Source organism: Streptomyces sp. NBC_01294, from assembly GCF_035917235.1.
GTDB lineage: Bacteria > Actinomycetota > Actinomycetes > Streptomycetales > Streptomycetaceae > Streptomyces > Streptomyces caledonius.
This window is the reverse complement of record NZ_CP108423.1, coordinates 4,888,844-4,913,774: the sequence shown is the minus strand read 5'-3', so window position 1 is coordinate 4,913,774 and position 24,931 is coordinate 4,888,844. Positions and strand designations below refer to the sequence as shown.

The window sequence follows — 24,931 nt, the reverse complement described above, 5'->3', positions numbered from 1 at the left end:
GATCGTTGACCGGGCGCCTTGGGGGAGGCGCGTCGCGAGGCACCGACGGAGGATTCGAGCAACCGTGGATGCGCAAAGCCGTGGACGGGCGGACGAGATCGACCCCGCCGACCAGTGGGTGCTCAATCCCCGCACTGGCAACTACGAACTGCAACTGGGCGACTCCACTGCGCAGCAGCGGCCCAAGGTCGCCGCTCCGCGCAGGTCGGCGCCGGCCCCCGCCCCCACCGCTCCCTCCCCGGGCGTGCCCAAGCCGCGCCGCGGCGACGGCCCGCCCGGCGGCCGGCGCGGTGGCCGCTCCCGCAAGGGCGGAGGCGGCGGGCGCCGCAAGAAGGCGCTGCTCATCACCAGCGGGACGCTGGCGTTCCTGCTGGTCGGCGGCGGCGTCGCGGCGTACCTCTACTACGACCACCTGAACGGCAACCTCAACGTCACCGATGTCGCGGGAGCGGGCACCGGCGGTTTCAAGAAGGACCAGGCCATCAACATCCTGGTCATCGGGACCGACAAGCGCACCGGCGCCGGCAACGAGAGCTACGGCGACAAGGACAGCGTCGGCCACGCCGACACCACGATCCTGTTCCACGTCTCGAAGGACCGGACGAACGCGACCGCGCTGTCCATCCCCCGCGACCTGATCACCAACATCCCGGCCTGCCCGACGAAGCAGCCGGACGGCTCGACGAAGACGATCCCGCCCGCCAAGGGCATCCGCTTCAACACCAGCCTGGGCCAGGGCGGCCGTGACGCGGGCTGCACCATGCGCACGGTCAAGGAACTCACCGGGATCGAGGTCGACCACTTCATGATGGCCGACTTCAACGCCGTCAAGACGCTGAGCACGGCGGTCGGCGGAGTACCGGTGTGCCTGGACAAGGCCGTGAACGACGAGGGCGGCTCCCAGCTCAAGCTGGGCCCCGGCGAACACCGGCTGTCGGGCGAGCAGGCCCTGGCCTTCGTCCGCACCCGGCACGGCTTCGGCAACAACAGCGACCTCGACCGGATCAAGATCCAGCAGCAGTTCCTGGGTTCGATGATGCGTCAGATGAAGTCGCAGGAAACGCTGACCAGCCCCAAGAAGTTCCTGTCCCTCGCGGAGGCGGCCACCAAGTCGCTGAGCGTGGACTCGGGGATCGGGTCCATCGCCAAACTCACCGACCTGGCCGGTGAGTTGAAGGACATCGACACGAAGAACATCACCTTCACCACCCTGCCCGTGAAGGACAACCCCGCCGAACCGGAGGGCCAGAAGGCGACCGTCGTCGTCGAGAATTCCCTGGCCGACCCGCTGCTGCAGATGATCCGGGGGGACATCTCGCTCACGGAGGTCGAGAAGAAGGAGCAGGCCGCGAAGGAGGCGGCCGACGCGGACGCGAAGGCCAAGCAGGACGCGCTGCTCCAGGGCAACAAGGCGCCCGCGGCGAGCGTACGGGTGGATGTGTACAACGGCGGTGGCCCCACGGGCGCCGCCTCCACCACCCAGAACTGGCTGAGCGGCAAGGGCGTGCCCAAGGTGGGCAAGACCGGCAACGCGCCCGAGAAGGTCGGCGCCACGCAGCTGGAGTACGCGCCCAACCAGGCCGACCAGGCCCGGGCGCTGGCCGAGCTGCTGGGTCTGCCGGCCACCGCGATGAAGATGGGCACGGCCGACGCCGGGGCGAAGACGGCGATGAAGCTGACGCTGGGCGCGGACTTCAAGGAGCCCGGAGCCCCGCTGTCGGCGGCCCCGGACGTGCCGGCGCTGTCCGACGACGTCCAGCAGGCCCAGGCGGACAAGGCTATCTGCGCCAAGTAGCGGGACCCGGCCGGTGATACCGGCACGGCATCGACCAAGAAGGATCTTGAGGGGGACGTGTGAGGCACAGCAACGTGCGGGAGGAGGGGGCGAACGCCCGGTCCGGCGAGGACATATCCGGCGGCGGTGCGGACGCGCCCGGCGCGGTGCCGCCGCCACGGGGCGGCTCCAGAGCGGCCCGCCGTTCCGCCGGCGGCCGTCCCACCCGAAGGGGCCGGCGGCGCGTGCTGCGCTGGGTGTCCTCCGTGCTGTCCCTGCTCATACTCGGGACGGCGGCGGCCGGATACCTCTACTACCGCCACCTGAACGGCAACATCCAGACGGACGCGCTGAACCTCGGCGAGAACAGACTGGGCGGTTCCAAGCCCAACGCCTTCGGGCAGACCCCTCTGAACATCCTGCTCATCGGCTCGGACGCGCGCAACGACGCGGAGAACCAGGCCCTCGGCGGGGCCTCGGACACCTTCGACGGCCCGCCGCTGGCGGACGTGCAGATGCTGCTGCACCTGTCCGCCGACCGCAGCAACATGTCCGTGGTCTCGATGCCGCGCGACACGATGCTGATGATGCCCAAGTGCACCGAGCCGAACGGCAAGGTGCACCCCGCCAGCAAGGGGCTCGTCCAGACCAACGAGTCCCTCCAGCGCGGCGGGCCCGGCTGCACGGTCGCCGCCTGGACCGAGCTGACCAAGATCCCCATCGATCACTTCATGATGATCGACTTCAAGGGCGTGGTCTCGATGGCCGACGCCATCGGCGGCGTCCCGGTCTGCGTCGAGCAGAACGTGCACTCCCGCACCCGCGACGGCAAGGGCTCCGGCCTGAAGCTGCCGGCGGGCGAGAGCATCATCCAGGGCGAGACCGCCCTCCAGTGGCTGCGCACCCGCTACGGCTTCGAGGACGGCACGGACATCGGCCGCACCCACGCCCAGCACCAGTACATGAACTCGATGGCCCGCGAGTTCCGCAAGAACGCCAAGCTCACCAACCCGGTGAAGCTCAACAGCCTGGCGCAGGCGGCCATCGAGGCCATGGTCGTGGACACCGGCCTGAACAAGATCGACAAGCTCTTCGACCTCAGCATGGAGCTCAAGAAGGTCCCGCCGGGCCGGATCACCATGACCACCATGCCGTGGGTCTACAGCAACAAGGCCGGCCTGGAGGGACGGGTCGAGCCCAAGACGGGCGAGGCCGAGGACCTGTTCAGGATGGTCCGCGAGGACATCGCCCTCGACGGCCAGGGTTCGGCATCGCCGGCCCCCGGGAACGCCTCCACCCCGCCGGGCGCATCCGCCTCCGCGGGCACCCCGTCCGGACCGGCCCAGCAGCCGACCACCGCCCCGACCACGGCGGCGCCCGCGTCGCCCGCGAAGATCGCGGTCAGCGTCCGCAACGCGACCGGAGGCAAGGACGGCGCCGAGGTCAGGGCCAAGAACCGGGCGACCGACGTCGCGGCCCTGCTGGTCGGCAAGGGCTACACCAAGGCCACCGCCGCGACCCAGACGGGCGCCGAGGACACCACGGTGATCCGCTTCGCCGGTGACGCCCAGGCGGCCGACGCCCACGCCCTGGCCACCGCGCTGGGCCTGCCGGCGACCTCGGTGCAGAAGACCGACGAGGTGGCCGGGATCGTCCTGTTCGTCGGCAAGGACTGGCGCACCGGCAACGCGCCGACCCCGCCGCCGCCGGCCCCGACCAAGGCCCCGGACTCCGCCCGGGCGCTCAACGGCGACGACGCGAAGGCCTGCATGAAGATCCAAGAGGGCTTCACCTGGTAGGGCTTCACCTGGCAGGGCGTTCGCGCAAGGGGCCCGGTGCTGCTGCACCGGGCCCCTTCGTGCGTTCGCGCGCGCCTCAGACCTGCGAGGAGTCCCGGTGCACGGCCGGGCGACGGCTCGCGATGAGCTTGTTCGCCAGCGAGCGCGGGCTGGTCAGGAAGCCGAAGCCCCAGCACAGGTGCATGGTCGCCAGCGCGACGGGGATCTGTGCCCGGGCCTTCAGGCCGAGGCCCTTGCCCGCCGGCACGGAGCCCGCGACGATCGCCGCGACGTAGCCGGCCGGGACGGCGAAGCCCAGGGGGCTGACCGTCACGCCCACGACCACGCCCGCGGCGAGCGCGCACACGAGGGTCGGCGGGGCCAGGTAGCGCACGTTGATGGAGCCCGCGTGGTAGCGGGCCACCACGTGCCGCCACCGCCCGTAGTCCTTGTACTGCTTGGCCAGGGCCCGTACGGAGCGCCGCGGGCGGTACTGGACCTTCAGCTCCGGCGAGAACCAGATCAGACCGCCGGCTTCGCGGATGCGGAAGTTCAGCTCCCAGTCCTGGGCGCGGATGAACTCCTCGTTGTATCCGCCCTGTTGTTCCAGCGCCTCGCGCCGGAAGACACCGAGGTAGACGGTCTCGGCCGGCCCCGCCTGGCCACCGGTGTGGAAGGGCGCGTTGCCGACGCCGATCTTCGAGGTCATCGCGGCGGCGACGGCCTCTTCCCAGGCGTTCTCGCCTTCGGCGTGCATGATGCCGCCGACGTTCTGCGCACCGGTCTCCTCCAGGAGGCGGACCGCGGTCGCGATGTAGTTCGGCGAGAGCATGCCGTGGCCGTCGACGCGTACCACGATCGGGTGACGCGAAGCCTTGATGGCGGCGTTCAGCGCCGCCGGGGTCCGGCCGGTGGGATTCGGGACGGTGTGAACTCGGGGATCCTCGGCGACGAGTTCGGCGGCGATCTCGTCGGTGCGGTCCGTGGACGGCCCGAGTGCGATCACCACCTCCATCTCGCCCGCGTACTCCTGTTCCAGGATGTGGCGGACGGAATCGCGGAGGTAGTGCTCCTCATTGAGCACCGGCATGATCACCGAGACTGCGGGCTGCTGGGCGGGCATGTGGTCCTTCAAGGTCGGGTATCGGTGTCACGTTACCGCGTACGGGGGAACCCGGTGCGCGCCGAGTGATCGGTAAGGACAACGGCTGATCGTATGGGCCTACTGTTCTGTCGAATCAGCTGATCCGGCCCGTCCCCCGACTGGCCTCCCTGCTGCTCCCCGCGGAGGTGTCCACCGTGCCCCAGCCGCACCGCCCCACCCGTCCCGCCGGGCCGTCCCAGCCGCAGCGCGCCCGCCGCGGCGCCGGCGGCGGCCCGGCCCGGCGCCGGGGCGACCGCCCCCGGTGGGGAGTGCGGCTCGCGGCCGGGCTGTCGGTGGCGGTGCTGGGCTCCGGGGCCATCGGGCACGCCGTGATGACCGGCCTGGACACCGGGATCGAGCGGGTGGACCCGTTCAAGGACATGAAGAACCGCCCGCAGGCCGGGCACGGCATCAACTTCCTGCTGGTGGGCACCGACGGCCGCGAGAAGATCACCCCGGAGGAGAAGCGCGAGTACCGCCTGGGCGGGGCGCCCTGCCGCTGCACGGACACGATCATGCTGGTGCACCTGTCGGCGGACAAGGAGCGGGCGAGCGTGATCAGCCTGCCCCGCGACAGCTACACCGAGGTGCCCGCGCACCGGGACCTGGTCACCGGCAAGACCCACAAGGCCCACCCGCTGAAGCTGAACGCGGCGTACGCGGAGGGCGGGCCCAACCTGACCGTGCGGACCGTCGAGAACATGACCCGGGTGAAGATCGACCACTACCTGGAGGTCGACTTCACCAGCTTCATGAAGACGGTCGACGCGATGGGCGGCGTGGAGATCTGCACGGCCAAGACCATGCGCGACCCGAACACCGGCCTCGACCTGCTGCCCGGCAGCCACCGGCTGAGCGGCGGACAGTCCCTGCAGTACGTGCGCTCGCGCCATGTCGACGGGGCCTCGGACCTCGGCCGGATGCAGCGTCAGCAGCGGTTCATCGCCGCACTGATCAAGCAGGCGACCGGTGGCGGGGTGCTGCTGAACCCGGTGAAGTTCAAGGAGGTCAGCTCCACCCTGCTCGGCTCGGTCCGGGCCGACAAGGACTTCGGCTCGGAGCAGATGCTGGCGCTCGGACAGGCGATGCGGGACTTCACCCCGTCCTCCTCGGAGTTCGCCTCGGTGCCCGTCGGCAACCCCTCGTTCCCCGTCAAGGGCATCGGGTCCACCGTGAAGTGGGACGAGCCGAAGGCCGCCAAGCTGTTCGAGGCGCTGCGCGAGGACCGGCCGCTCGCCCCGGTCCGGCCCGGGAAGGCCGCCGCCGCCCGGCCCGCGGCGGTCCCGGTGGACGTGCCCCCGCAGCAGGTCCGGGTGCAGGTGGAGAACGGCACGCGGATCGACGGGCTGGGCGGGCGGGTCGACGCGGCGCTGCGCGCCACCGGCTTCGACACCACCCGGGCCCCGGGCAACGGCGCCAGCCGCGAGGTCAAGCGCACGGTGATCGCGTACGACCCGCGCTGGGACCGCTCCGCCCGGTCGGTGGCGACGGCCCTGCCGGGCAGCAGGCTGCGGGCGGTGGCGGGCCAGGGGCGGACCGTGCTGGTGACCGCGGGCGCGGACTACCGCAAGGTGGTGCCGGTGCGCGCGGAGGATCCGTACCAGGGCGCCTTCGGGGTGGTCACCGGCGACCAGGTGGTGTGCGGGAACTAGCCTCCGGCCCGACCTGGTTGTCCGGCTCATCCCGGTTGTCCGGTCCGCCTGCCTGTCCTGCCGTCAGTCGTCGAAGCCCTGGGCCGAGCGCTCCTCGCGCAGCGCCATGATGGCCTGGCGGCGGGCGAGGCGGTGCGTGCGGCGGATCTGGGCCTCCTGGTAGCGCCGCTCGTCCTGTTCCGTCTCCGGGAGGACGGGCGGGACCTCACGGGGCTTGCCGTCGGCGTCCACGGCCGCGAAGACGAGGTAGGCGCTGCCGACCTGGGTGGCGGGGGTGGACTCGTTCCACCGCTCCGCGAGGACCCGTACGCCGATCTCCATGGAGGAGCGGCCGGTCCAGTTGCACTGGGCCTTCACGTGGACGAGGTCGCCCACGCGCACGGGCGCGAGGAAGGCCATCTCGTCCATGGATGCGGTGACCGCCGGGCCGCCGGAGTGGCGCCCGGCCACCGCGCCGGCCGCGTCGTCCACCAGCTTCATGATCACGCCGCCGTGCACCGTGCCGAGGAGATTGGTGTCGTTGGCGGTCATGATGTGGCTGAGGGTCGTACGGGAGGCCGCGGTCGGCTTCCCGGGCAGCTCGCCCGGTATCTGTGTCATACGGACACCTTAGATCCGTACCGGAGGCATCAGCTCTGCAACAGCACCGGCACGGATCCACCCCCGGGCTGTCGGACCGCATGCCGGGGAAGGCATCCTTGGCGCATGAATGACTGGCCAGAAGGTCGTGACGACGCGTACGGGCGCGGCAGCGCGCAGCCGCAGCCCGAGGGTGTGCAGCGGATGCGGCACATCCGGCGGCAGCCGCAGCAGCAGCCGCCGCTGCCCGCGCAGCCCCCGCGCCCGGACCGGCCGGCGGGCCCTCCGCCGGCGTACGGCGTCCCTCCGCAGCAGGCGGGGAGCCACGACACGTACGGCGGTTACGACAGCGGTTACAACACCGGCCAGGTCTACGGTGCTCCCTCGGGCGGAGCTCCGGGCGGGCCGGGCGGTCCCGGCGGACCGGCGGGGCCCGGCCGTCCCGGGCGGGCGCCCGGCCCCGCGCCGGACTGGCGCAAGCGGATCAAGGTCGGTTCGATCGTGCTGGTCTCCGCGCTGGTGGTGACGACGGTCACCACGTACTTCTGGGCGGACTCCAAGGTGCGCCGCGAGGTGGACCTGTCCAAGGTCATCGAGCGCCCGAAGGAGGGCGACTGCACGACGTACCTGATCGTGGGCTCCGACAGCCGCGAGGGCATGTCCGCCGAGGAGAAGAAGAAGCTCCACACGGGCTCGGCCGAGGGCAAGCGGACCGACTCGATGATGATCCTGGCGAAGTGCTCCAGCGGGAACACCATGATCTCGCTGCCGCGCGACTCGGACGTGGAGATCCCGTCCTTCGTCGGCTCCCAGTCGGGCAAGAAGTTCCCCGCGCAGGGGCGCCGGGTCAAGCTCAACGCGGCGTACGCGGAGGACGGCCCCGAGCTGCTCGTGCGGACGGTGGAGCACAACACCGGTCTGCGGATCGACCACTACGCGGAGATCGGCTTCGCCGGCTTCGCGAACATCGTGGACGCGCTGGGCGGGGTGGAGCTGAACATCGAGGAGGGCTTCAAGGACGAGAAGTCGGGCGCCGACTTCAAGGCCGGCAAGCAGACCCTGAACGGCGAGCAGTCGCTGGCCTTCGTACGGACCCGGTACGCCTTCGCCGAGTCCGACCTCCAGCGCACCAAGAACCAGCAGAAGTTCCTGTCGGCGCTGGCCAGTCAGGCCGCGACGCCCTCGACGATCCTCAACCCGTTCTCGCTGTACCCGATGCTGGGCGCGGGCCTGGACACGCTGATCGTGGACAAGGACATGGGCCTGTACGACATGGGCCAGATGTTCTTCGCGATGAAGGGCGTCAACGGCGGTGACGGCGTCTCGATGAACATGCCGATCTCCGGCCAGCGCGGCGGCAACCTCGTCTGGGACAAGGCGAAGGTGCAGCAGCTGGTGAAGCAGATCCAGAACGACGAGAAGGTCACCGTCCGCGGGAACTGACCGCGGCGGCGCTTCCTCCCCGGCCTGCCCCGCGTCCCCGGTCTCGCCGAAGTGCCCGGTCTCCCGGGCCTCCCCGGGCCGGGGTCAGGCGTCCGGGGAGAAGCGGATGGCGGCGGCGGGCAGCTCGGCCTCGCACCACACCCGGGCCCCGGCGCGCAGTTCGTTGTCGGCCCCCACGACGGCGCCGTCGCCGACGACGGTGCCGTCCAGCACGGTCCGCGCGCCCACCGAGGCGCGGGCGCCGATCAGGCTGGCGCTCACCTGGGCGTCCGGGCCGATGACCGCGTCGTCGAGCACGATGGAGCCCTGGACGACCGCTCCGGCCTCGATCCGGGCTCCGGCGCCGACGACGGTGCCTCCCGACAGCTTGGCCCCGGCCGCCACCCGGGCCCCGGGCAGCACCAGGAACTCACCGCGGCGTCCGGGGACGGCCGGGGAGGAGACCACGCCGCGGACCAGGTCGGCGGAGGCCTGGATGATGGACTCGGGCCTGCCGAGGTCCATCCAGTAGCTGTTCTCGGTGACGCCGTGCAGCCGGGCTCCGGAGGCGAGCAGGCCGGGGAACGTCTCGCGCTCCACGGAGACGGGCCGGCCGACCGGGATGGAGTCGATGACGCTGCGGCGGAACACGTAGCAGCCGGCGTTGATCTGGTCGGTGATGATCTCTTCGGGGGTCTGCGGCTTCTCGGTGAAGGCCAGCACCCGCCCCTCGGAGTCGGTGGGGACCAGGCCGAAGGCGCGCGGGTCCTCGACCCGGACCAGGTGCAGGGAGACGTCGGCGTCGGCCGCCCGGTGCGACTCGACCAGGCCGGCGATGTCCAGGCCGGTGAGGATGTCGCCGTTGAAGACGAGGACGGCGGAGTCCGGGTCCCCGGTGAGCAGCCGCGCGGCGTTGCGGATCGCGCCGCCGGTACCGAGCGGCTCGTCCTCGACGACGTACTCCAGGTGGACGCCGAAGTCGGATCCGTCGCCGAAGTAGGGCTCGAAGACCTCGGCGAGGTAGCAGGTGGCCATCACGATGTGCGTGACACCGGCGGCGGCGGCGCGGGCTATCTGGTGGGCGAGGAACGGGACGCCTGCCGTGGGGACCATCGGCTTCGGCGTGTTCACCGTCACGGGGCGCAACCGCGTCCCTTGTCCGCCGACCAGCAGGATCGCTTCCGTCATTGCGTTCTCCCCAACCCACTCCGGCGTACGAAGGTCCAAATTTAGCCCATCGGAGTGGTGCCGAAGCGCCGCAGCGGGGCCCAGGACTCAGGTGACAAACGCCACGGCCCGCTCCCCCGGGGGAGCGGGCCGTGGCGTCGTCCGTCAGCCTCCGGTCGCGGGCGACTTCTTCGCCGACTCCGGGATCTTCGTTCCCTCGCGCAGCGCCTTCCACAGCGTGGACGCCTGCGGCTCGGCGGCCACCACGCGGTTGGGGTCGGCCTTGTCGTACGCCACGGGCAGCATGATGGTCTCCATGCTGTTGGGGTCGACGCCCTTCATGCTGCGGGCGAAGGTGGCGAGCGAAGTGAGCGACGCGAGCTCGGAGTCGGTCGTCATCGACTTGGTGGCGGCATCGGCGATCTCGAAGGTCTTGGCCGGGCTGCCGAACAGGTCCTGCTGCTTCACCTCGCTGAGGAGGGCCGTCAGGAACATCTGCTGGTTGCTGATGCGGCCGAGGTCGCTGCCGTCGCCGACGCCGAGCCGGGTCCGGACGAATCCCAACGCCTGGGTGCCGTTGAGCTTCTGGGGACCGGCGGCGAGGTTGAGGCCGCTCGCGCCGTGCCTGATCGGTTCCTTCAGCGTGATGTGCACCCCGCCGATCGCGTCGACCAGGTTCTTGAAGCCGGCGAAGTCGACCTCGATGTAGTGGTCCATCCGCACGCCGGACATCTTCTCGACGGTCTTGACCACACAGCCGGGACCGGCCTGCGGAAGGAGGGAGTTGAACATGACGCGCTCCCGGGACCCGAGCACCGTGCCGTCCTTCTTCTGGCACTCGGGTCTGGTTATCAGGGTGTCGCGCGGAATGCTGACCACCACCGCCTGCTGCCGGCCCTCGGGTATGTGCACCATCAGCGTGGTGTCCGAGAGGCCGCCGCTGCTGCCTCCGGCCAGCTCCCCGTTGGCGCCGGCCCGGGAATCGGAGCCCAGTATCAGCAGGTTCGTACCGCTGGAGGGGAGCTTCTCGGGACGGTCCGGGCCCAGGGCCTTGTTCAGGTCCACGGCGCTCAGGTTCGAGTCCAGACGGTGGTACATCCACCAGCCGGTGCCCCCGGCCACCAGCACCAGGCCCAGCGCCGTCCAGGCGATGCCGCGGCGGATGCGCTGCCCCCGCGTACGCTGCGTGCCCCCGGCGGCGGCATCGGGGCCTTGGGGCTTGCGGCGGCTGGGTGTGACCGTGTCTGTGGTCATGTTCAAGTCCTTTAGCCTAGGTGGACGTGGCCGCAGGAGTGGTGGCTGTCGGCCTGTCAGCGCCTCTGTTCATACGGCCTGTACGGCGGCGACCAGCCCGATGCGACAGCATCATAGATGCCCTTGGGCCATATTCGAACGGTGGTTCTGCGCCACTTCCCGCAGGGGCGCGGAGGGTTGTCCGGGGCAGACAACGCGAACGACCCCCGGCATGACGCCGGGGGTCGTTCGCGTATCCGCGGGGCGGGCCCGTTACGGCAGGTTGCGGGCAACTGTCACTGCTCGCCGTCGAGGCCCAGCACTGCCTTGGCCTTGTCTGTCACCTCTCCGCCGGCCTTGCCTGCGAGGGTGCCCAAGTAGCCGTCCCGCCGTGCCTTCTTCAGGTGATCCTTGACCGTCTCGGGCCGACGTTCGATCAACCGGGCGAGCCAAGGAATTGGGGCTGGAGCGCCACCTTCCGCCATAGCCGAGTAGGCCAGCGTGAGCGTCGCCAGATACCGCTCCGAGACGCCCTCGGCCGACAGGAGGCGCCCGGCAGCCTCACCGGCGGCTTCCACTTGGCGGGTGAGGTCCTCAAACGTTCGCTGGGCCTCTGGAGCCATCTTGGCCAGGGTCAACGCGGCCGCGATGTCCAGCCTCCTGAGAACGGTCGTAGAGATGCCGCGTGCAAGGTCACGTGGCTCGGCGCCATCGACGGGCTCCACGGTCATGCGCTGCGGGCCTCCCGTGATCGACCCAACCGGCCACCACATTCGGATCACCCAGCTGCCTTGCTGCTGGGTGATCTCGAATCCGCTCTCGTCTGCCTTCACGCCCCCACCGTACACCACCTAGGGTGATCCACCCTGTGTTGACAACCCAGGGTGGCCACCGTGCAGGCTGAGGCCGGGGCGGCCATGCACGACATGGGGACGGCCCATTCATCGACGGAGGGGCCGGCACCGCTGTGGCAAGAGCATGGGTAGCGCGCTCGAAAGACGGCGAGAAGAAGTGGACGACGTTCTGGTACGACCCGGGCGGCAAGCAACGTCAGAAGTCGTTCGAGACCAAGAAACTCGCCGACGACCACCGGAAGCGGAGGGAGCAGGAGCTAGACGCAGGGACTTACCTGGACGACAAGCTGGGGAAGCAGCCCGTGACGGCGGTCTGGGAGCAGTGGACCACTCAAAGGAAGCTGGAGAACAGCACCACGAAGCAGTACCGCTCGATCCAGAACACGACCCTGGAACCGTTCTTCAAGGCCCGCTCCATCGCGTCCTTGAAGGTCACGGACATCGAACAGTGGCTGCTGTGGATGGAACAGGACCGGAATTTGTCGGCCCGGACCCGGCGCCAGCGGTTCTCGTTCTTCTCCGGGATGATGGACTGGGCCGTCGTCAACGAGATCATCGGGCGCAACCCGTGCAAGAAGATCAGGCACGCGGGCAGCCGCGCCAAGGAGATACGCGAGCACAAGAGCAACGCCCGGCGGCTGACGACTCGGGAAGTGCTGGCCATGCTGAACGGGGCCCCGCCACGGTACCGAGCGATGCTCTGGCTCATGGCGGGATGCGGTCTCCGGATCGGTGAGGCCATGTCGGTCTCACGCGATCAGATCGACTTCCAGGCCAAGGTCCTGCGCGTCGATTTCCAGATTGCGGAGGACGGCGAATCCGAGTCGGGGAAGAACAGTGCGCTCCAGCGGCGGCACGTCAAGGCCCGCGACGAGGAGGAGCCGGGGCGCATCGTGCCCCTCCCGCCGAACGTGGCGCTCGAGCTGCGCAGGCACATCAAGAACCACGGCGTCTGGGGGCCGGAGCGCCTTCTGTTCCCGAACGTCACACGGACCGGGTATGTGTATGCCTCGTACTTCTACCGGCAGATCTGGTTGGCGGCCCTGACGAAGGGCGGGGTGCCCTACTGCAAGCCGCACTCCATGCGGCACTACTACGGGTCCCGGTTGCTCTACGCGGGCGTCCCTGAGAACGATGTAGCCGACTGGATGGGGCACAGCAGCACGGACGTGCTTCGTGAGCACTACCACTACATCTTCGAAGGAGCCGAGCAGCGCGGACGTGCAGCCATCGCAACCATGCTGACTCCCGGTGCCGACGACCCCACCGACCGGGCCGAAATCGCCTGACCCTGCACGAAGGGAAGGGCCCCCGGCGACATGCCGGGGGCCCTTCCCTTCGTGCAGGGTCAGCACGCGTTTCCAGCCCAGTGTCCGCCCAGGATTTCCCCAGCACGACGCCCAGGAAAGGCCCGGAACGGGCCCGAACGGACCAGAAGCCGATCACTGCTTCCAGATCACCGGAGAAGGCTCCTGACCTGCGAAAACCTTGCTACGGCAGGTTCCTGGCCATGACGATCCGCTGGACCTGGTTCGTGCCTTCATAAATTTGGGTGATCTTGGCGTCGCGCATCATGCGCTCCACCGGGTAGTCGCGGGTGTAGCCGTAGCCGCCGAGGAGCTGGACGGCGTCCGTGGTGACCTCCATGGCCACGTCGGAGGCGAAGCACTTGGCCGCGGCGCCGAAGAAGGTGAGGTCCTCGTGGGGGCCACCGCCGGACACGCGCTCCGAGCGGGCCGCGGCGGAGTACGTCAGCTGGCGGGCGGCCTCGATCTTCATGGCCATGTCCGCGAGCATGAACTGCACGCCCTGGAAGTCGCCGATCGGCTTGCCGAACTGCTTGCGCTCCTGGACGTAGCCCTTGGCGTAGTCCAGGGCGCCCTGGGCGATGCCGAGCGCCTGGGCCGCGATCGTGATGCGGGTGTGGTCCAGGGTCTTCATCGCGGTGGCGAAACCGGTGCCCTCGGCGCCGATCATGCGGTCGGCGGGGATCCGGACGTTGTCGAGGTAGACCTCGCGCGTCGGGGAGCCCTTGATGCCGAGCTTCTTCTCCGGGGCGCCGAAGGACACGCCCTCGTCGCCCTTCTCCACGACGAAGGCGCTGATGCCCTTGGAGCGCTTCTCGGGGTCGGTCACGGCCATGACCGTGTAGTACTCGGAGACGCCCGCGTTGGTGATCCAGCGCTTGACGCCGTTGAGCACCCAGAAGTCCCCGTCGCGCACGGCGCGGGTCTTCATGCCGGCGGCGTCGGAGCCCGCGTCCGGCTCGGAGAGCGCGTACGAGAACATCGCGTCGCCCTTGGCGAGCGGGCCGAGGTACTTGGCCTTGAGCTCCTCGGAACCGGAGAGGATCACCGGGAGCGAGCCGAGCTTGTTCACGGCCGGGATCAGGGAGGAGGACGCGCAGACGCGGGCCACCTCCTCGATCACGATCACGGTGGCGAGGGCGTCGGCGCCCGCGCCGCCGTAGGTCTCGGGCACGTGGACGGCGTGCAGGTCGCTGGCGACCAGGGCGTCGAGGGCCTCCTGCGGGAAGCGGGACTCCTCGTCGACCGCGGCGGCGAACGGCAGGATCTTCGCCTCGGCGAGCGAGCGGACCGACTCGCGGAGCATGTCGTGCTCCTCGGCCGGGCGGTACAGGTCGAAGTCGGCAGAACCCGCCAAGATCTCTCACTCCCCAGGGTGATGCGTGATGCTAACTACCGTTAAGTAACCCAAGCTTAGTGGCCCGGTCACGGATGGCGATATGGACGGCCTACGTGAGTTGCATGACAGCGGTGTCGACAGCAGTGGGCTCCTGGGGAACGTCCCCGCTGGTGGGCCCGACTATGCTCAGTGGCCGCAAACGGCCCCGCACCTCTGGAGCACCCATGGCCCCCCTCAGGATCACTGTGATCGGCACCGGATACCTCGGCGCGACCCACGCCGCGGCGATGGCGGAGCTGGGGTTCGAGGTGCTGGGGCTGGACGTGGTGCCCGAGAAGATCGAGCTGCTGGCGTCGGGCCGGGTGCCGATGTACGAGCCCGGGCTGGAGGAGCTGCTGGCCAAGCACGTGGCCGGGCTGCCGGGGTCGACGGGGCGCCTGCGGTTCACCACCTCCTACGAGGAGGTCGGCGCGTTCGGCGACGTCCACTTCGTGTGCGTGAACACTCCGCAGAAGCACGGCGAGTACGCCTGCGACATGTCCTACGTCGACTCCGCGATGGCCTCGCTCGCCCCGCACCTGACCCGGCCGGTGCTGGTGGTCGGCAAGTCCACGGTCCCGGTGGGATCGGCGGAGCGGCTGGCCGCGAAGCTGGTGGAGCTGTCCCCGGCGGGCGAGGACGTGGAGCTGGCCTGGAACCCGGAGTTCCTGCGGGAGGGCTTCGCCGTGCAGGACACCCTGCACCCGGACCGGATCGTGGTCGGCGTCCAGGGCGAGCGCGGCGAGAAGGTGCTGCGCGAGGTGTACGAGACGCCGATGTCGGAGGGGACCCCGCTGGTGGTCACCGACTTCCCGACCGCCGAGCTCGTCAAGACCGCCGCCAATTCCTTCCTCGCCACCAAGATCTCCTTCATCAACGCGATGGCGGAGGTGTGCGAGGCCGCCGGCGGTGACGTGGTCAAGCTGGCGGAGGCGATCGGCTACGACGAGCGGATCGGCGCGAAGTTCCTGCGGGCCGGGATCGGCTTCGGCGGCGGATGCCTGCCGAAGGACATCCGGGCCTTCATGGCGCGCGCCGGCGAGCTGGGGGCCGACCAGGCGCTCACCTTCCTGCGCGAGGTCGACTCCATCAACATGCGCCGGCGCGGCCACATGGTCGAGCTGGCCCGGGACGCCGTGGGCGGGTCGTTCCTCGGCAAGCGGGTCGCCGTGCTCGGTGCGACCTTCAAGCCGGACTCGGACGACGTACGGGACTCGCCCGCCCTGAACGTGGCCGGTCAGATCCACCTCCAGGGCGGGCAGGTCACCGTCTACGACCCCAAGGGCATGGACAACGCCCGGCGGGTCTTCCCGACGCTGGGGTACGCGGACTCCGCGCTGGAGGCGGCCCGGGGTGCGGAGGTCGTGCTGCACCTGACCGAGTGGCGCGAGTTCCGGGATCTCGACCCGGCGGAACTGGCGGCCGTCGTCACCGACCGGCTCGTCCTGGACGGGCGCAACGCGCTGGATCCGGTGCGGTGGCGGGCGGCCGGGTGGACCTACCGGGCGATGGGGCGTCCGCGGGCCTGAGCCCTCTGGGGTCGGCGGGTGGTCGGGGTGCGGGTGGTCGGGCGGGTGCGGCGCCGTTGCGGGGGCGCTGCCCCCGAGCCCCCGCGCCTCAAACGCCGGCGGGGCTGAAGATCCTGAGCGGCGAGGCTGAAGATCCTGAGCCGGCGGGGCTGAAGACCGAGGCTGGACTAGTGGGCTGCGCGGCGGGCGGTGAATTCTGCGTCGCGGAGGACGCGCTGGGCGTTGCCCCAGGTCAGCATGGTGACGTCGGACTCCGGCCAGCCCCGGTCCAGGAGTTCCGCGATCAGCCGCGGGTAGCCCGAGGGGTCGGTCAGGCCGGCCGGGCGGGGGCCCGGCGGTTCGGCGCCGAAGGCGGCGCCGAGTCCGACGCTCTGCGGGCCCGCGATCGCCCGTACGTGGTCGAGGTGGTCCGCCACGGCGTGCAGGGAGTCGCCGGTGCGCGCGGTGTCGAAGGTGACCATCGCGAGGCCCTTGGCCTCCCGCACCGCGATCAGGACCTCGTCCGGGACGTTCGCCGGATGCGGGGTCAGTGCGGCCGCCGCCGTGTTCGAGATGATCACCGGCGACTTGGAGGCGCCCGCGAGCTGGCAGGCGACCGCCGGCGGGCAGCCGGTGATGTCCAGCAGCACCGCGAGGCGGTTCGCCTCGCGGACCACCTCGTGGCCGAAGGCCGTCAGTTCCTGCTGCGCCCACGGCGCTCCGGCGGGCGCGAGGATCCGTACGCCCAGCGCGTGGAAGGCGCGCAGCGCGCCCAGGGAGTCGGTCAGCGTGCGACCGGGCACGGGGCCCAGGAACGAGGCGATCCGGCCCCGGTTGCGGGCGTCCGCCATGTCGTCGGCGCTGAGCGCCAGGCAGAGGTGGTCGGGGTAGCGGTGCATGAGGGTCAGCGCGACGTCGATCTGCTCCAGGGTGTCGGAGACCACCTGGTCGCTGGTCGCGTCCTCGCGCAGCCGGCCGGGCGGTACGAGCAGGGACCAGAACTGGGCCCCCACTCCCCCGGCGCGCAGCCGCGGGATGTCGGTGTCGACGCCGCCGTCGGGCGTGTCGATGTCGTGGTACGGGCTCTGGCGCAGGGTCCAGACGAACGTGTTGCACCCGTCCGCGACGGGATGGACGGACAGCAGCGCGGCGGCCCGTTCGAGGGCGCTCGCCGCCGTCTCGGGTGCGAGCGGGGCCGGAAGGTCCTCGGCCCCGATGCCCACGGAGTGGGGTTCATCCTGCAGGTCGGCCATGGCTTTTTGCTCCGGTCTCGGAGGCAGCAGGGAGAGATGGTGCCACCGTGACACGTGGGACGGCAGGGACGCCCGGCGGATGCGGCGTTCGGGTGACATCCCTGAAATGTGCAGGTCACACCCGTCGCCGCAACCGCCGTATCCGCGGTCCCTGCCGCCTACGCCGCTAGATCACCGCGTTCGACGGGCCCCGGGACGCCGACAGCTCGCGCGCCACCGCTTCCGCGTCGCGCAGCGCCCGTACCGCGTTGGACCAGGTCAGCTTGGCCAGGTCCGCCTTGGACCAGCCGCGCGCCAGCAGCTCCGCCACCAGGTTCGGGTAGCCGGCCACGTCGTCCAGCCCGGACGGGGTGAAGGCCGTGCCGTCGTAGTCCCCGCCGATGCCGATGTGGTCGATCCCGGCCACCTCGCGCATGTGGTCCAGGTGGTCGGCCACCGTGGCGGCCGTGGCCACCGGGCGCGGGCTCCGCGCTTCGAAGGCCCGGTGCAGGGCCATCGCCTCGGGGGTGGTGTCCAGGTGGTGGAAGCCGTGGGCCCGCAGGTTCTCGTCCGCGGCCAGGGTCCATTCGACCGCCGCCGGGAGGATGAACTTCGGGACGAAGGTGGCCATCGCGACGCCGCCGTTGGCCGGCAGCAGCGCCAGCACGTCGTCGGGGATGTTGCGCGGGTGGTCGCAGACGGCCCGCGCCGAGGAGTGCGAGAAGACCACCGGCGCGGCCGAGACCGCGAGCGCGTCCCGCATCGTCGTCGCGGCGACGTGCGAGAGGTCCACCAGCATGCCGACGCGGTTCATCTCGCGGACGACCTCGCGGCCGAAGTCGGTCAGGCCGCCGTGCCGGGGCTCGTCGGTCGCCGAGTCCGCCCAGTCGATCGTGTCGTTGTGCGTGAGCGTCATGTACCGCACGCCCAGCTGGTGCAGGGCGCGCAGCGTGGCGAGCGAGTTGTTGATGGAGTGGCCGCCCTCGGCGCCCATCAGGGAGGCGATCCTGCCGTCGGCGCGGGCCGCCTCCATGTCGTCCGCCGTCAGCGCCCGTACGAGGTCGCCGGGGTAGCGGTCGATCAGCTGGGCGACGACGTCGATCTGCTCCAGGGTGGCGCTGACCGCCTCGTCGCCCGCGTAGTCGGAGCGGACGTACACGGACCAGAACTGGGCCCCGACGCCCCCGGCGCGCAGCCGGGGGATGTCGGTGTGCAGGTGGGCGGACTGGTCGCCCGCGATGTCCCGTTGCGTCAGGTCGTAGCGCACCTGCTCGCGCAGCGCCCAGGGCAGGTCGTTGTGGCCGTCCACGACGGGGTGCTCGGCCAGCAGCTCGCGCGCCTGTGCCAGACGCTGCGCCGCGCTCACTTGCCGAACCCGAAGGAATCCGCGCTCGCGACCTTCGTGCGCAGCCGCTTGCCCTTCTCGGTGGCCTGGTCGTTGAGCTCCTGCAGGAAGTCGTTCATGCGGGCCAGCAGGTCCGCGTCGTGCGCGGCCAGCATCCGTACGGCCAGCAGCCCCGCGTTGCGCGCCCCGGCGATCGAGACGGTGGCGACGGGAACCCCCGCGGGCATCTGGACGATCGACATCAGCGAGTCCATGCCGTCGAGGTACTTCAGCGGCACGGGCACGCCGATGACCGGCAGCGGGGTGACCGAGGCGAGCATGCCGGGCAGGTGGGCGGCGCCGCCCGCGCCCGCGATGATCGCCTTCAGGCCGCGCTCGGCGGCCCGCTCCCCGTACGCGATCATCTCGCGCGGCATCCGGTGCGCGGAGACGACGTCGACCTCGTAGGGGATCTCGAACTCGTCGAGGGCCTGGGCTGCGGCCTCCATGACGGGCCAGTCCGAGTCGGAGCCCATGACGATGCCGATGACGGGGCCTGCGGCGGTGGTGCTCATACGGTGACCGTTCCTCTGAGGTAGTCGGCAGCGTGGCGTGCGCGCTCCAGCACATCGTCCAGGTCGTCGCCGTAGGTGTTGACGTGGCCGACCTTGCGGCCGTGTTTCACGTCCTTGCCGTACATGTGGATCTTCAGCTGGGGGTCGTGGGCCATGCAGTGCAGGTACGCCGCGTACATGTCGGGGTAGTCCCCGCCCAGCACGTTCGCCATGACCGTCCACGGGGCGCGGGGGCGCGGGTCGCCCAGCGGGAGGTCCAGGACCGCCCGTACGTGGTTGGCGAACTGGGAGGTGACGGCGCCGTCCTGGGTCCAGTGGCCGCTGTTGTGCGGGCGCATCGCCAGCTCGTTGACCAGGATCCGGCCGTCGGTGGTCTCGAACAGCTCCACGGCCAGGTGGCCGGTCACGCCGAGTTCCTTGGCGATGCGCAGGGCGAGGGCCTGGGCCTCGCCCGCCAGTGCCTCCGAGAGGTTCGGGGCGGGGGCGATCACCGTGTCGCAGACCCCGTCCACCTGGCGGGACTCGACGACGGGGTAGGCCACGGCCTGGCCGTGCGGGGAGCGGACGATGTTCGCCGCGAGCTCGCGGACGAAATCGACCTTCTCCTCCGCGAGGACCGGGACGCCCGCCTTGAAGGGGGCCTCCGCGTCCTCGGGGGTGCGGACGAACCACACGCCCTTGCCGTCGTACCCGCCGCGCACGGTCTTGAGGATGACGGGGAACCCGCCCACCTCGTCCGCGAAGGCCGCCACGTCGTCCGGATCGCTCACGATCCGGTGGCGGGGGCTGGGCGCGCCGATCTCGTCGAGCTTGGCGCGCATCACCCCCTTGTCCTGGGCATGCACCAAGGCGTCAGGCCCCGGGCGGACGGGGATGCCGTCCGCTTCCAGGGCCCGCAGGTGCTCCATGGGTACATGCTCGTGGTCGAAAGTGATCACATCGCAGCCGCGCGCGAAGGCGCGCAGCGTCTCCAAGTCGCGATAGTCGCCGATGACGACATCGCTCACGACCTGGGCCGCCGAGTCCTGCGGGGTGTCACTGAGGAGCTTGAATCTGATGCCGAGGGGGATACCCGCCTCGTGGGTCATGCGGGCGAGCTGACCGCCGCCGACCATGCCGACTACCGGGAACGTCACTCCTCCAGGGTATCCGCCGGTATTCCGCCATCCGGACGGGCCCTGGCGCGGACCCGCCGGTGTGCCGTGCGTCGCAGGGTGTCCGAAGGCACAGACGGGCCACAGGGGCGACACTTACCATGAGCGGGTTGACGGAGGACTCCGGACGCCCCCCAGCGGGGCGGTGACCGACAGGGACTGAACCATCAGATGAGCACTCCGGGGAACGGATCTGTTCTCGAACGCGTACGCGGCCTCGTGCGTGAGGTCGCCAAGTTCGGGGCGGTCGGGGGTCTGGGTGTGCTGGTCAACCTGGGTGTCTTCAACCTGATCCGCAACACGACCGATCTGCAGGTGGTGCGCGCGAGCGTGATAGCCACCGTCGTGGCCATCGTCACGAACTACATCGGTTTCCGCTATTTCGCCTACCGGGACCGCGCCCAGAGCGGCCGCACCCGCGAGATGGTCCTGTTCGCCGCCTTCAGCGGGATCGGCCTGGTCATCGAGAACGGCGTGCTCTACACCGCCACCTACGGCTTCGGCTGGGACGGCCCGGTCGCGAGCAACGTGTTCAAGTTCATCGGCATCGGCACCGCCACGGTCTTCCGCTTCTGGTCGTACCGCACCTGGGTCTTCAAGGCCCTGCCCGCGGCCGCACCGGCGTCCGAGCCGATACCGGAGCCTGCGCCCCTGCCCAGGCCGGAGCGCAGGCCCGCGCCGGAGCCCGCGAACAACTAGGACGGACTTCCAGTACGGCCCTCGTGCGGGCTCCCCCGTACGGACTCGCGTACGGGCCCTCGTACGGCCTCTCCCCGCGGCTAGCGCACCGTGGCCGACGGCTCGGTCCGCTCCGGCGCCGTCCGGCTGAGGAACAGCGCGAACACCGGCGGCTGCGTCTGCAGCAGCTCCAGGCGTCCGCCGTCCGCCTCCGCGAGGTCCCGGGCGACCGCGAGGCCGATCCCGGTGGAGTTGCGGCCGCTGATGGCCCGCTCGAAGATCCGGTTGCCGAGGTCGGGCGGGACCCCCGGCCCCTCGTCGGTGACCTCCAGCACCGCCTGGTTGCCGATCACCCGGGTGCGCAGGGCGACCGTGCCGCCGCCGTGCATCAGGGCGTTCTCCACCAGGGTGGCCAGGACCTGCGAGACCGCGCCCGGGGTGCCGACGGCCCGCACGCCCTGCTTGCCGGAGCGCACGATGGCCCGGCCGGCGCTGCGGTAGGCCGGCCGCCACTCCTCCACCTGCTGCTTGACGACCTCGTCGAGGTCGAAGGGGACCGCCGAGCCGGTCCGCGGGTCGCGCGAGTTCGTGAGCAGGCGCTGGACCACGTCCGTGAGCCGCTCCACCTGGGTCAGGGCGATCGTCGCCTCCTCCCGTACGGTCTCCAGGTCCTCGGTGACCGTGATCTCCTCCAGCCGCATCGACAGCGCCGTGAGCGGGGTGCGCAGCTGGTGCGAGGCGTCCGCGGCCAGGCGCCGCTCGGCGGTCAGCATCCGGCCGATCCGCTCGGCGCTGGCGTCCAGCACGTCCGCGACGCGGTCCAGCTCGGGGACCCCGTACCGCTTGTGCCGGGGCCGCGGATCGCCCGATCCGAGCCGCTCGGCCGTCTCGGCGAGGTCGGTGAGCGGGGAGGCCAGCCGGTTCGCCTGCCGTACGGCGAGCAGCACGGCGGCCACGACGGCCAGCAGCGCCACCGCGCCGACCACGGCCAGGGTCCGCCCGACCTCCCTGGTCACGGTGGAGCGGGCCTCCTCGACGATCACCATCTCGCCCTGCTCGCCGCGCGCGGTGCCGCGGATGACGCTGTCGGGGATCGGGGTGCCGACCTCCAGGGCCGGCTGCCCGGGGATGGTGATCCGCGCGTAGTGCCCGGCGCCCAGCTGTTCGGCGAGGGCGACGGGGTCGACCTGCTTCTTCTCCAGGACGTTCGCCTCGACGATGCCCACCAGCCGCAGCGCCTCGGACTCGATGCGGTCCTGGGCGCTGCTGGTGATGGTCCGGGTCTCCACGATGACGAGGGAGACCCCGAACACGGCGATCACGACGAGCACCACGGCGAGCGTGGATTGGATGAGGCGGCGGCGCATGCCCTAGAGCATGCCCTAGGGCGTCTGCGGAGCGGACCGCTCAGCTCTTCTCGAAGCGGAAGCCGACGCCGCGGACGGTGGCGATGTAGCGGGGGTTCGCGGCGTCGTCGCCCAGCTTCTTGCGCAGCCAGGAGATGTGCATGTCGAGGGTCTTGGTGGAGGACCACCAGGTGGTGTCCCAGACCTCGCGCATGAGCTGGTCGCGGGTGACGACCCGGCCCGCGTCGCGGACCAGGACCCGCAGCAGGTCGAACTCCTTGGCGGTGAGCTGGAGCTCCTCCTCGCCCATCCAGGCGCGGTGCGATTCGACGTCGATCCGCACGCCGTGGGTGGCGGGGGGCTGCACGGTCTCGGCGGCGCCGCGCCGGAGCAGGGCCCGGACCCGGGCCAGCAGCTCGGCCAGGCGGAAGGGCTTGGTCACGTAGTCGTCGGCGCCGGCGTCCAGGCCGACGACCGTGTCGACCTCGTCCGCGCGGGCGGTGAGGACCAGGATCGGGAAGCCGTGGCCCTCGGCGCGCAGCCGGCGGGCGACTTCCAGGCCGTCCATGCCCGGCAGTCCCAGGTCCAGGACGACGAGGTCGACGCCACCCTGCAGTCCCGCGTCCAGGGCGCTGGGGCCGTCCTCCCGGACCTCGACCTCGTACCCCTCCCGGCGCAGGGCGCGGGCCAGGGGCTCCGAGATGGATGCGTCGTCCTCGGCGAGCAGTACACGCGTCATGTGGGTGATGGTAGTCCGCGGCGGGTGGAACGAGAGGCCTGCCTACAGACCCCTCTCTATCTGGCCTTGTGAACGGCCGACCACCTTCGAATGTGATCGAACGGTTCCCCGCCAACCTTGTGATCCATCTCTCAAGTCCTTTCAAATCAGGCACTGTCGTGTCGTATGGTGGCGAGACGCCTGATGCACTACCTCAGGGACCTTTGTGCCGAAAAGCGCGCCGAAGGTCTCTACTTCTGTCCTGAACGGACGGGCAGTCTGAATGGACTCACCTGTCCGGGCTTGATGACAGTGAATGACCTGTGGGCCGGCCCCCTCGCGCGAAGACGAGCGAGGGGGCGTGGATCCCGGTTACGGATGTTCCTTCGCCTCCCACCCCATTGGAGGGCGAGACCCCCGGGCGTGGGGTGGAAGATCCGTCGCCGGTGCCGGCCACCCCCCACCGGGCGCGGATGAGCTCACGAAGCCAAGCGTCCCGAGCAAGCAAGGATCGACATGGCTTCCAGCCTGACGACGGCCTCACCGAGCCCCGCTCACGAGAAGACCGTCTTCGGCCACCCGATCGGCCTGGCCACGCTGTTCATGACCGAGATGTGGGAGCGCTTCTCCTACTACGGCATGCGTGCGCTTCTGGTGCTGTACCTGGTCTCCGGCGGTGTGGACGCCGCGACCGGCAGCCAGGGCGGAGGGCTCGGCTTCACGGCGGCGACGGCCACGGCGATCTACTCCGTCTACGTGGCCATGGTCTACCTCATGGCCATGCCCGGCGGCTGGTTCGGCGACCGTGTCTGGGGCGCCCGCAAGACGGTCGCCGTCGCCAGCTTCATCATCATGGCGGGCCACGTGGCGCTCGCCCTGCCCGGCCAGATGGCGTTCTTCGTCGGCCTGCTGCTGGTCGCGGTCGGCTCCGGCCTGCTGAAGGCCAACATCTCCACGATGGTCGGCCACCTGTACAAGGGCGTGGACGACCCGCGCCGTGACAGCGGCTTCACGATCTTCTACATCGGCATCAACGTGGGTGCCTTCGCGGCGCCGATCGTGATCGGCACCATCGGCGAGGTCGTCAACTGGCACCTCGGCTTCCTGCTCGCCGCCATCGGCATGGGCGTCGGCCTCGTGGTCTTCCTCGCCGCCGGCCGCACCCTGAGCCCGCAGAGCAGCCTGGTCCCGAACCCGCTGTCCCCGGCCGAGCGCAAGGCCGTGATCGTCAAGGCCCTCGCCGTCCTGGCCGCCGTCGCGGTCTTCTACACCGCGGTCGTCTCGGCAGACATGTTCACCATCAAGTGGGCGCTGTACCCGATCACGATCGCCGGTCTGATCATCCCGGTCGCGGTCCTCGTGCGCATCAAGCGGGACAAGGACCTGTCCGCCGGCGAGCAGTCCCGGATGAGCGCCTACATCTGGTTCTTCGTGGCCGCCGCCGTCTTCTGGATGATCTACGACCAGGGCGGTTCGACCCTCTCGCTCTTCGGTGACAAGAACTCCGAGCGCAGCCTGCTCGGCTGGGAAGTCCCCACCGTCATCTTCCAGTCGCTGAACCCGCTCTTCGTGGTGGCCCTGGCCCCGATCTTCGCCGCCGTGTGGGTCGCCCTGGCCCGCCGCAACCGCGAGCCCAGCACCATCGTGAAGTTCTCGGTCGCCCTGATCATCATCGGCGCCTCGTTCTTCGTCTTCTCCGTGCCGCTGAGCCAGGTCGCCGGCAACGACGCCAAGGTCACCATGTGGTGGCTGGTGCTGATCTTCCTGATGCACACGATCGCCGAGCTGTTCCTCTCCCCGGTCGGCCTGTCGGTCACGACGAAGATGGCGCCGAAGAAGTACGCCTCCCAGATGATGGGCGTCTGGTTCCTGGCCGTCACCGCCGGTGACTGCATCACCGGTCTGCTCGCTCTGGCCGACGTGAAGCTGGACGGCGTCGGGGTGATCCTCTTCCAGGCGGCCGCCGCCGTCCTCGCCGGTGTCGCGATCTACATGTACCGCAAGAAGGTCAACGCGCTCATGGGCGACGTGAACTGACCCGTCCCCGCCCCGTCGGACGAATGGCCCGGCACACCGGAAGGTGTGCCGGGCCGTTCGCCGTGCCGTGA

General features: G+C 70.4%; 20 protein-coding genes. 8 read left to right on the top strand and 12 right to left on the bottom strand.

Annotated features, from left to right (window positions below; genetic code table 11):
• Positions 1 to 64 precede the first annotated feature (64 nt).
• Entirely contained in the window at positions 65 to 1,795 is a 1,731-nt protein-coding gene (locus tag OG534_RS22275) for an LCP family protein (RefSeq protein ID WP_326590078.1), read from the top strand.
• 59 nt (positions 1,796 to 1,854) lie between these two features.
• On the top strand, positions 1,855 to 3,573 hold the full coding sequence (locus OG534_RS22270; protein WP_326590077.1) for an LCP family protein: 1,719 nt from the start codon (positions 1,855 to 1,857) through the stop codon (positions 3,571 to 3,573).
• Between the two features lie 76 nt (positions 3,574 to 3,649).
• Here the strand turns inward: OG534_RS22270 and OG534_RS22265 are convergent, their stop codons facing one another.
• A complete protein-coding gene (locus OG534_RS22265; protein WP_326590076.1) occupies positions 3,650 to 4,675 on the bottom strand; it encodes a glycosyltransferase family 2 protein in 1,026 nt (341 codons plus the stop codon).
• A gap of 176 nt (positions 4,676 to 4,851) precedes the next feature.
• Here OG534_RS22265 and OG534_RS22260 point away from each other — a divergent pair, with 176 nt between their 5' ends.
• A complete protein-coding gene (locus OG534_RS22260) occupies positions 4,852 to 6,348 on the top strand; it encodes an LCP family protein (RefSeq protein WP_442807126.1) in 1,497 nt (498 codons plus the stop codon).
• A 63-nt stretch (positions 6,349 to 6,411) separates the two neighbouring features.
• Here the strand turns inward: OG534_RS22260 and OG534_RS22255 are convergent, their stop codons facing one another.
• Entirely contained in the window at positions 6,412 to 6,948 is a 537-nt protein-coding gene (locus OG534_RS22255) for an acyl-CoA thioesterase (protein WP_052875169.1), read from the bottom strand.
• Positions 6,949 to 7,053: 105 nt separating this feature from the next.
• Here OG534_RS22255 and OG534_RS22250 point away from each other — a divergent pair, with 105 nt between their 5' ends.
• On the top strand, positions 7,054 to 8,370 hold the full coding sequence (locus tag OG534_RS22250; RefSeq protein ID WP_326590073.1) for an LCP family protein: 1,317 nt from the start codon (positions 7,054 to 7,056) through the stop codon (positions 8,368 to 8,370).
• A gap of 84 nt (positions 8,371 to 8,454) precedes the next feature.
• Here OG534_RS22250 and OG534_RS22245 read toward each other — a convergent pair whose 3' ends face one another.
• From OG534_RS22245 to OG534_RS22235, 3 genes are all read right to left on the bottom strand, one after another.
• The gene (locus OG534_RS22245) at positions 8,455 to 9,537 is read right to left on the bottom strand and encodes an NDP-sugar synthase (RefSeq protein WP_326590072.1); all 1,083 of its coding nucleotides are present in this window, start codon (positions 9,535 to 9,537) and stop codon (positions 8,455 to 8,457) included.
• Positions 9,538 to 9,681: 144 nt separating this feature from the next.
• The gene (locus OG534_RS22240) at positions 9,682 to 10,770 is read right to left on the bottom strand and encodes an LCP family protein (protein WP_326590071.1); all 1,089 of its coding nucleotides are present in this window, start codon (positions 10,768 to 10,770) and stop codon (positions 9,682 to 9,684) included.
• 275 nt (positions 10,771 to 11,045) lie between these two features.
• On the bottom strand, positions 11,046 to 11,582 hold the full coding sequence (locus OG534_RS22235) for a hypothetical protein (RefSeq protein ID WP_326590069.1): 537 nt from the start codon (positions 11,580 to 11,582) through the stop codon (positions 11,046 to 11,048).
• Between the two features lie 134 nt (positions 11,583 to 11,716).
• Here OG534_RS22235 and OG534_RS22230 point away from each other — a divergent pair, with 134 nt between their 5' ends.
• On the top strand, positions 11,717 to 12,892 hold the full coding sequence (locus tag OG534_RS22230; RefSeq protein WP_326590068.1) for a tyrosine-type recombinase/integrase: 1,176 nt from the start codon (positions 11,717 to 11,719) through the stop codon (positions 12,890 to 12,892).
• 202 nt (positions 12,893 to 13,094) lie between these two features.
• Here OG534_RS22230 and OG534_RS22225 read toward each other — a convergent pair whose 3' ends face one another.
• The gene (locus tag OG534_RS22225) at positions 13,095 to 14,267 is read right to left on the bottom strand and encodes an acyl-CoA dehydrogenase family protein (RefSeq protein ID WP_031147482.1); all 1,173 of its coding nucleotides are present in this window, start codon (positions 14,265 to 14,267) and stop codon (positions 13,095 to 13,097) included.
• Between the two features lie 206 nt (positions 14,268 to 14,473).
• Here OG534_RS22225 and OG534_RS22220 point away from each other — a divergent pair, with 206 nt between their 5' ends.
• Positions 14,474 to 15,817, top strand: a complete 1,344-nt coding sequence (locus OG534_RS22220) for a UDP-glucose dehydrogenase family protein (RefSeq protein WP_326590066.1) — start codon at positions 14,474 to 14,476, stop codon at positions 15,815 to 15,817.
• Between the two features lie 167 nt (positions 15,818 to 15,984).
• Here the strand turns inward: OG534_RS22220 and OG534_RS22215 are convergent, their stop codons facing one another.
• The 4 genes from OG534_RS22215 to OG534_RS22200 form a co-directional block, all read right to left on the bottom strand.
• Positions 15,985 to 17,049 carry a membrane dipeptidase gene (locus tag OG534_RS22215; protein ID WP_326590065.1) on the bottom strand — a complete coding sequence of 355 codons (1,065 nt, stop codon included), beginning with the start codon at positions 17,047 to 17,049 and terminating at the stop codon, positions 15,985 to 15,987.
• A 166-nt stretch (positions 17,050 to 17,215) separates the two neighbouring features.
• Positions 17,216 to 18,394: a dipeptidase gene (locus OG534_RS22210; RefSeq protein ID WP_326590064.1), complete on the bottom strand. Its 1,179-nt coding sequence runs from the start codon at positions 18,392 to 18,394 to the stop codon at positions 17,216 to 17,218.
• A complete protein-coding gene (gene purE / locus OG534_RS22205; RefSeq protein WP_326590063.1) occupies positions 18,391 to 18,927 on the bottom strand; it encodes a 5-(carboxyamino)imidazole ribonucleotide mutase in 537 nt (178 codons plus the stop codon). The genes OG534_RS22210 and purE overlap by 4 nt, the downstream gene beginning before the upstream one ends.
• Positions 18,924 to 20,042 carry a 5-(carboxyamino)imidazole ribonucleotide synthase gene (locus tag OG534_RS22200; RefSeq protein ID WP_326593758.1) on the bottom strand — a complete coding sequence of 373 codons (1,119 nt, stop codon included), beginning with the start codon at positions 20,040 to 20,042 and terminating at the stop codon, positions 18,924 to 18,926. The genes purE and OG534_RS22200 overlap by 4 nt, the downstream gene beginning before the upstream one ends.
• A 210-nt stretch (positions 20,043 to 20,252) precedes the next feature.
• Between OG534_RS22200 and OG534_RS22195 the strand changes: the two genes are divergently transcribed.
• On the top strand, positions 20,253 to 20,780 hold the full coding sequence (locus tag OG534_RS22195) for a GtrA family protein (RefSeq protein ID WP_326590062.1): 528 nt from the start codon (positions 20,253 to 20,255) through the stop codon (positions 20,778 to 20,780).
• A gap of 80 nt (positions 20,781 to 20,860) precedes the next feature.
• Here the strand turns inward: OG534_RS22195 and OG534_RS22190 are convergent, their stop codons facing one another.
• Both OG534_RS22190 and OG534_RS22185 read right to left on the bottom strand, forming a co-directional pair.
• A complete protein-coding gene (locus OG534_RS22190; protein WP_326590060.1) occupies positions 20,861 to 22,126 on the bottom strand; it encodes an ATP-binding protein in 1,266 nt (421 codons plus the stop codon).
• A gap of 40 nt (positions 22,127 to 22,166) precedes the next feature.
• A complete protein-coding gene (locus tag OG534_RS22185) occupies positions 22,167 to 22,844 on the bottom strand; it encodes a response regulator transcription factor (RefSeq protein ID WP_326590059.1) in 678 nt (225 codons plus the stop codon).
• Between the two features lie 495 nt (positions 22,845 to 23,339).
• Here OG534_RS22185 and OG534_RS22180 point away from each other — a divergent pair, with 495 nt between their 5' ends.
• A complete protein-coding gene (locus OG534_RS22180; protein WP_326590058.1) occupies positions 23,340 to 24,860 on the top strand; it encodes a peptide MFS transporter in 1,521 nt (506 codons plus the stop codon).
• Positions 24,861 to 24,931 lie beyond the last annotated feature (71 nt).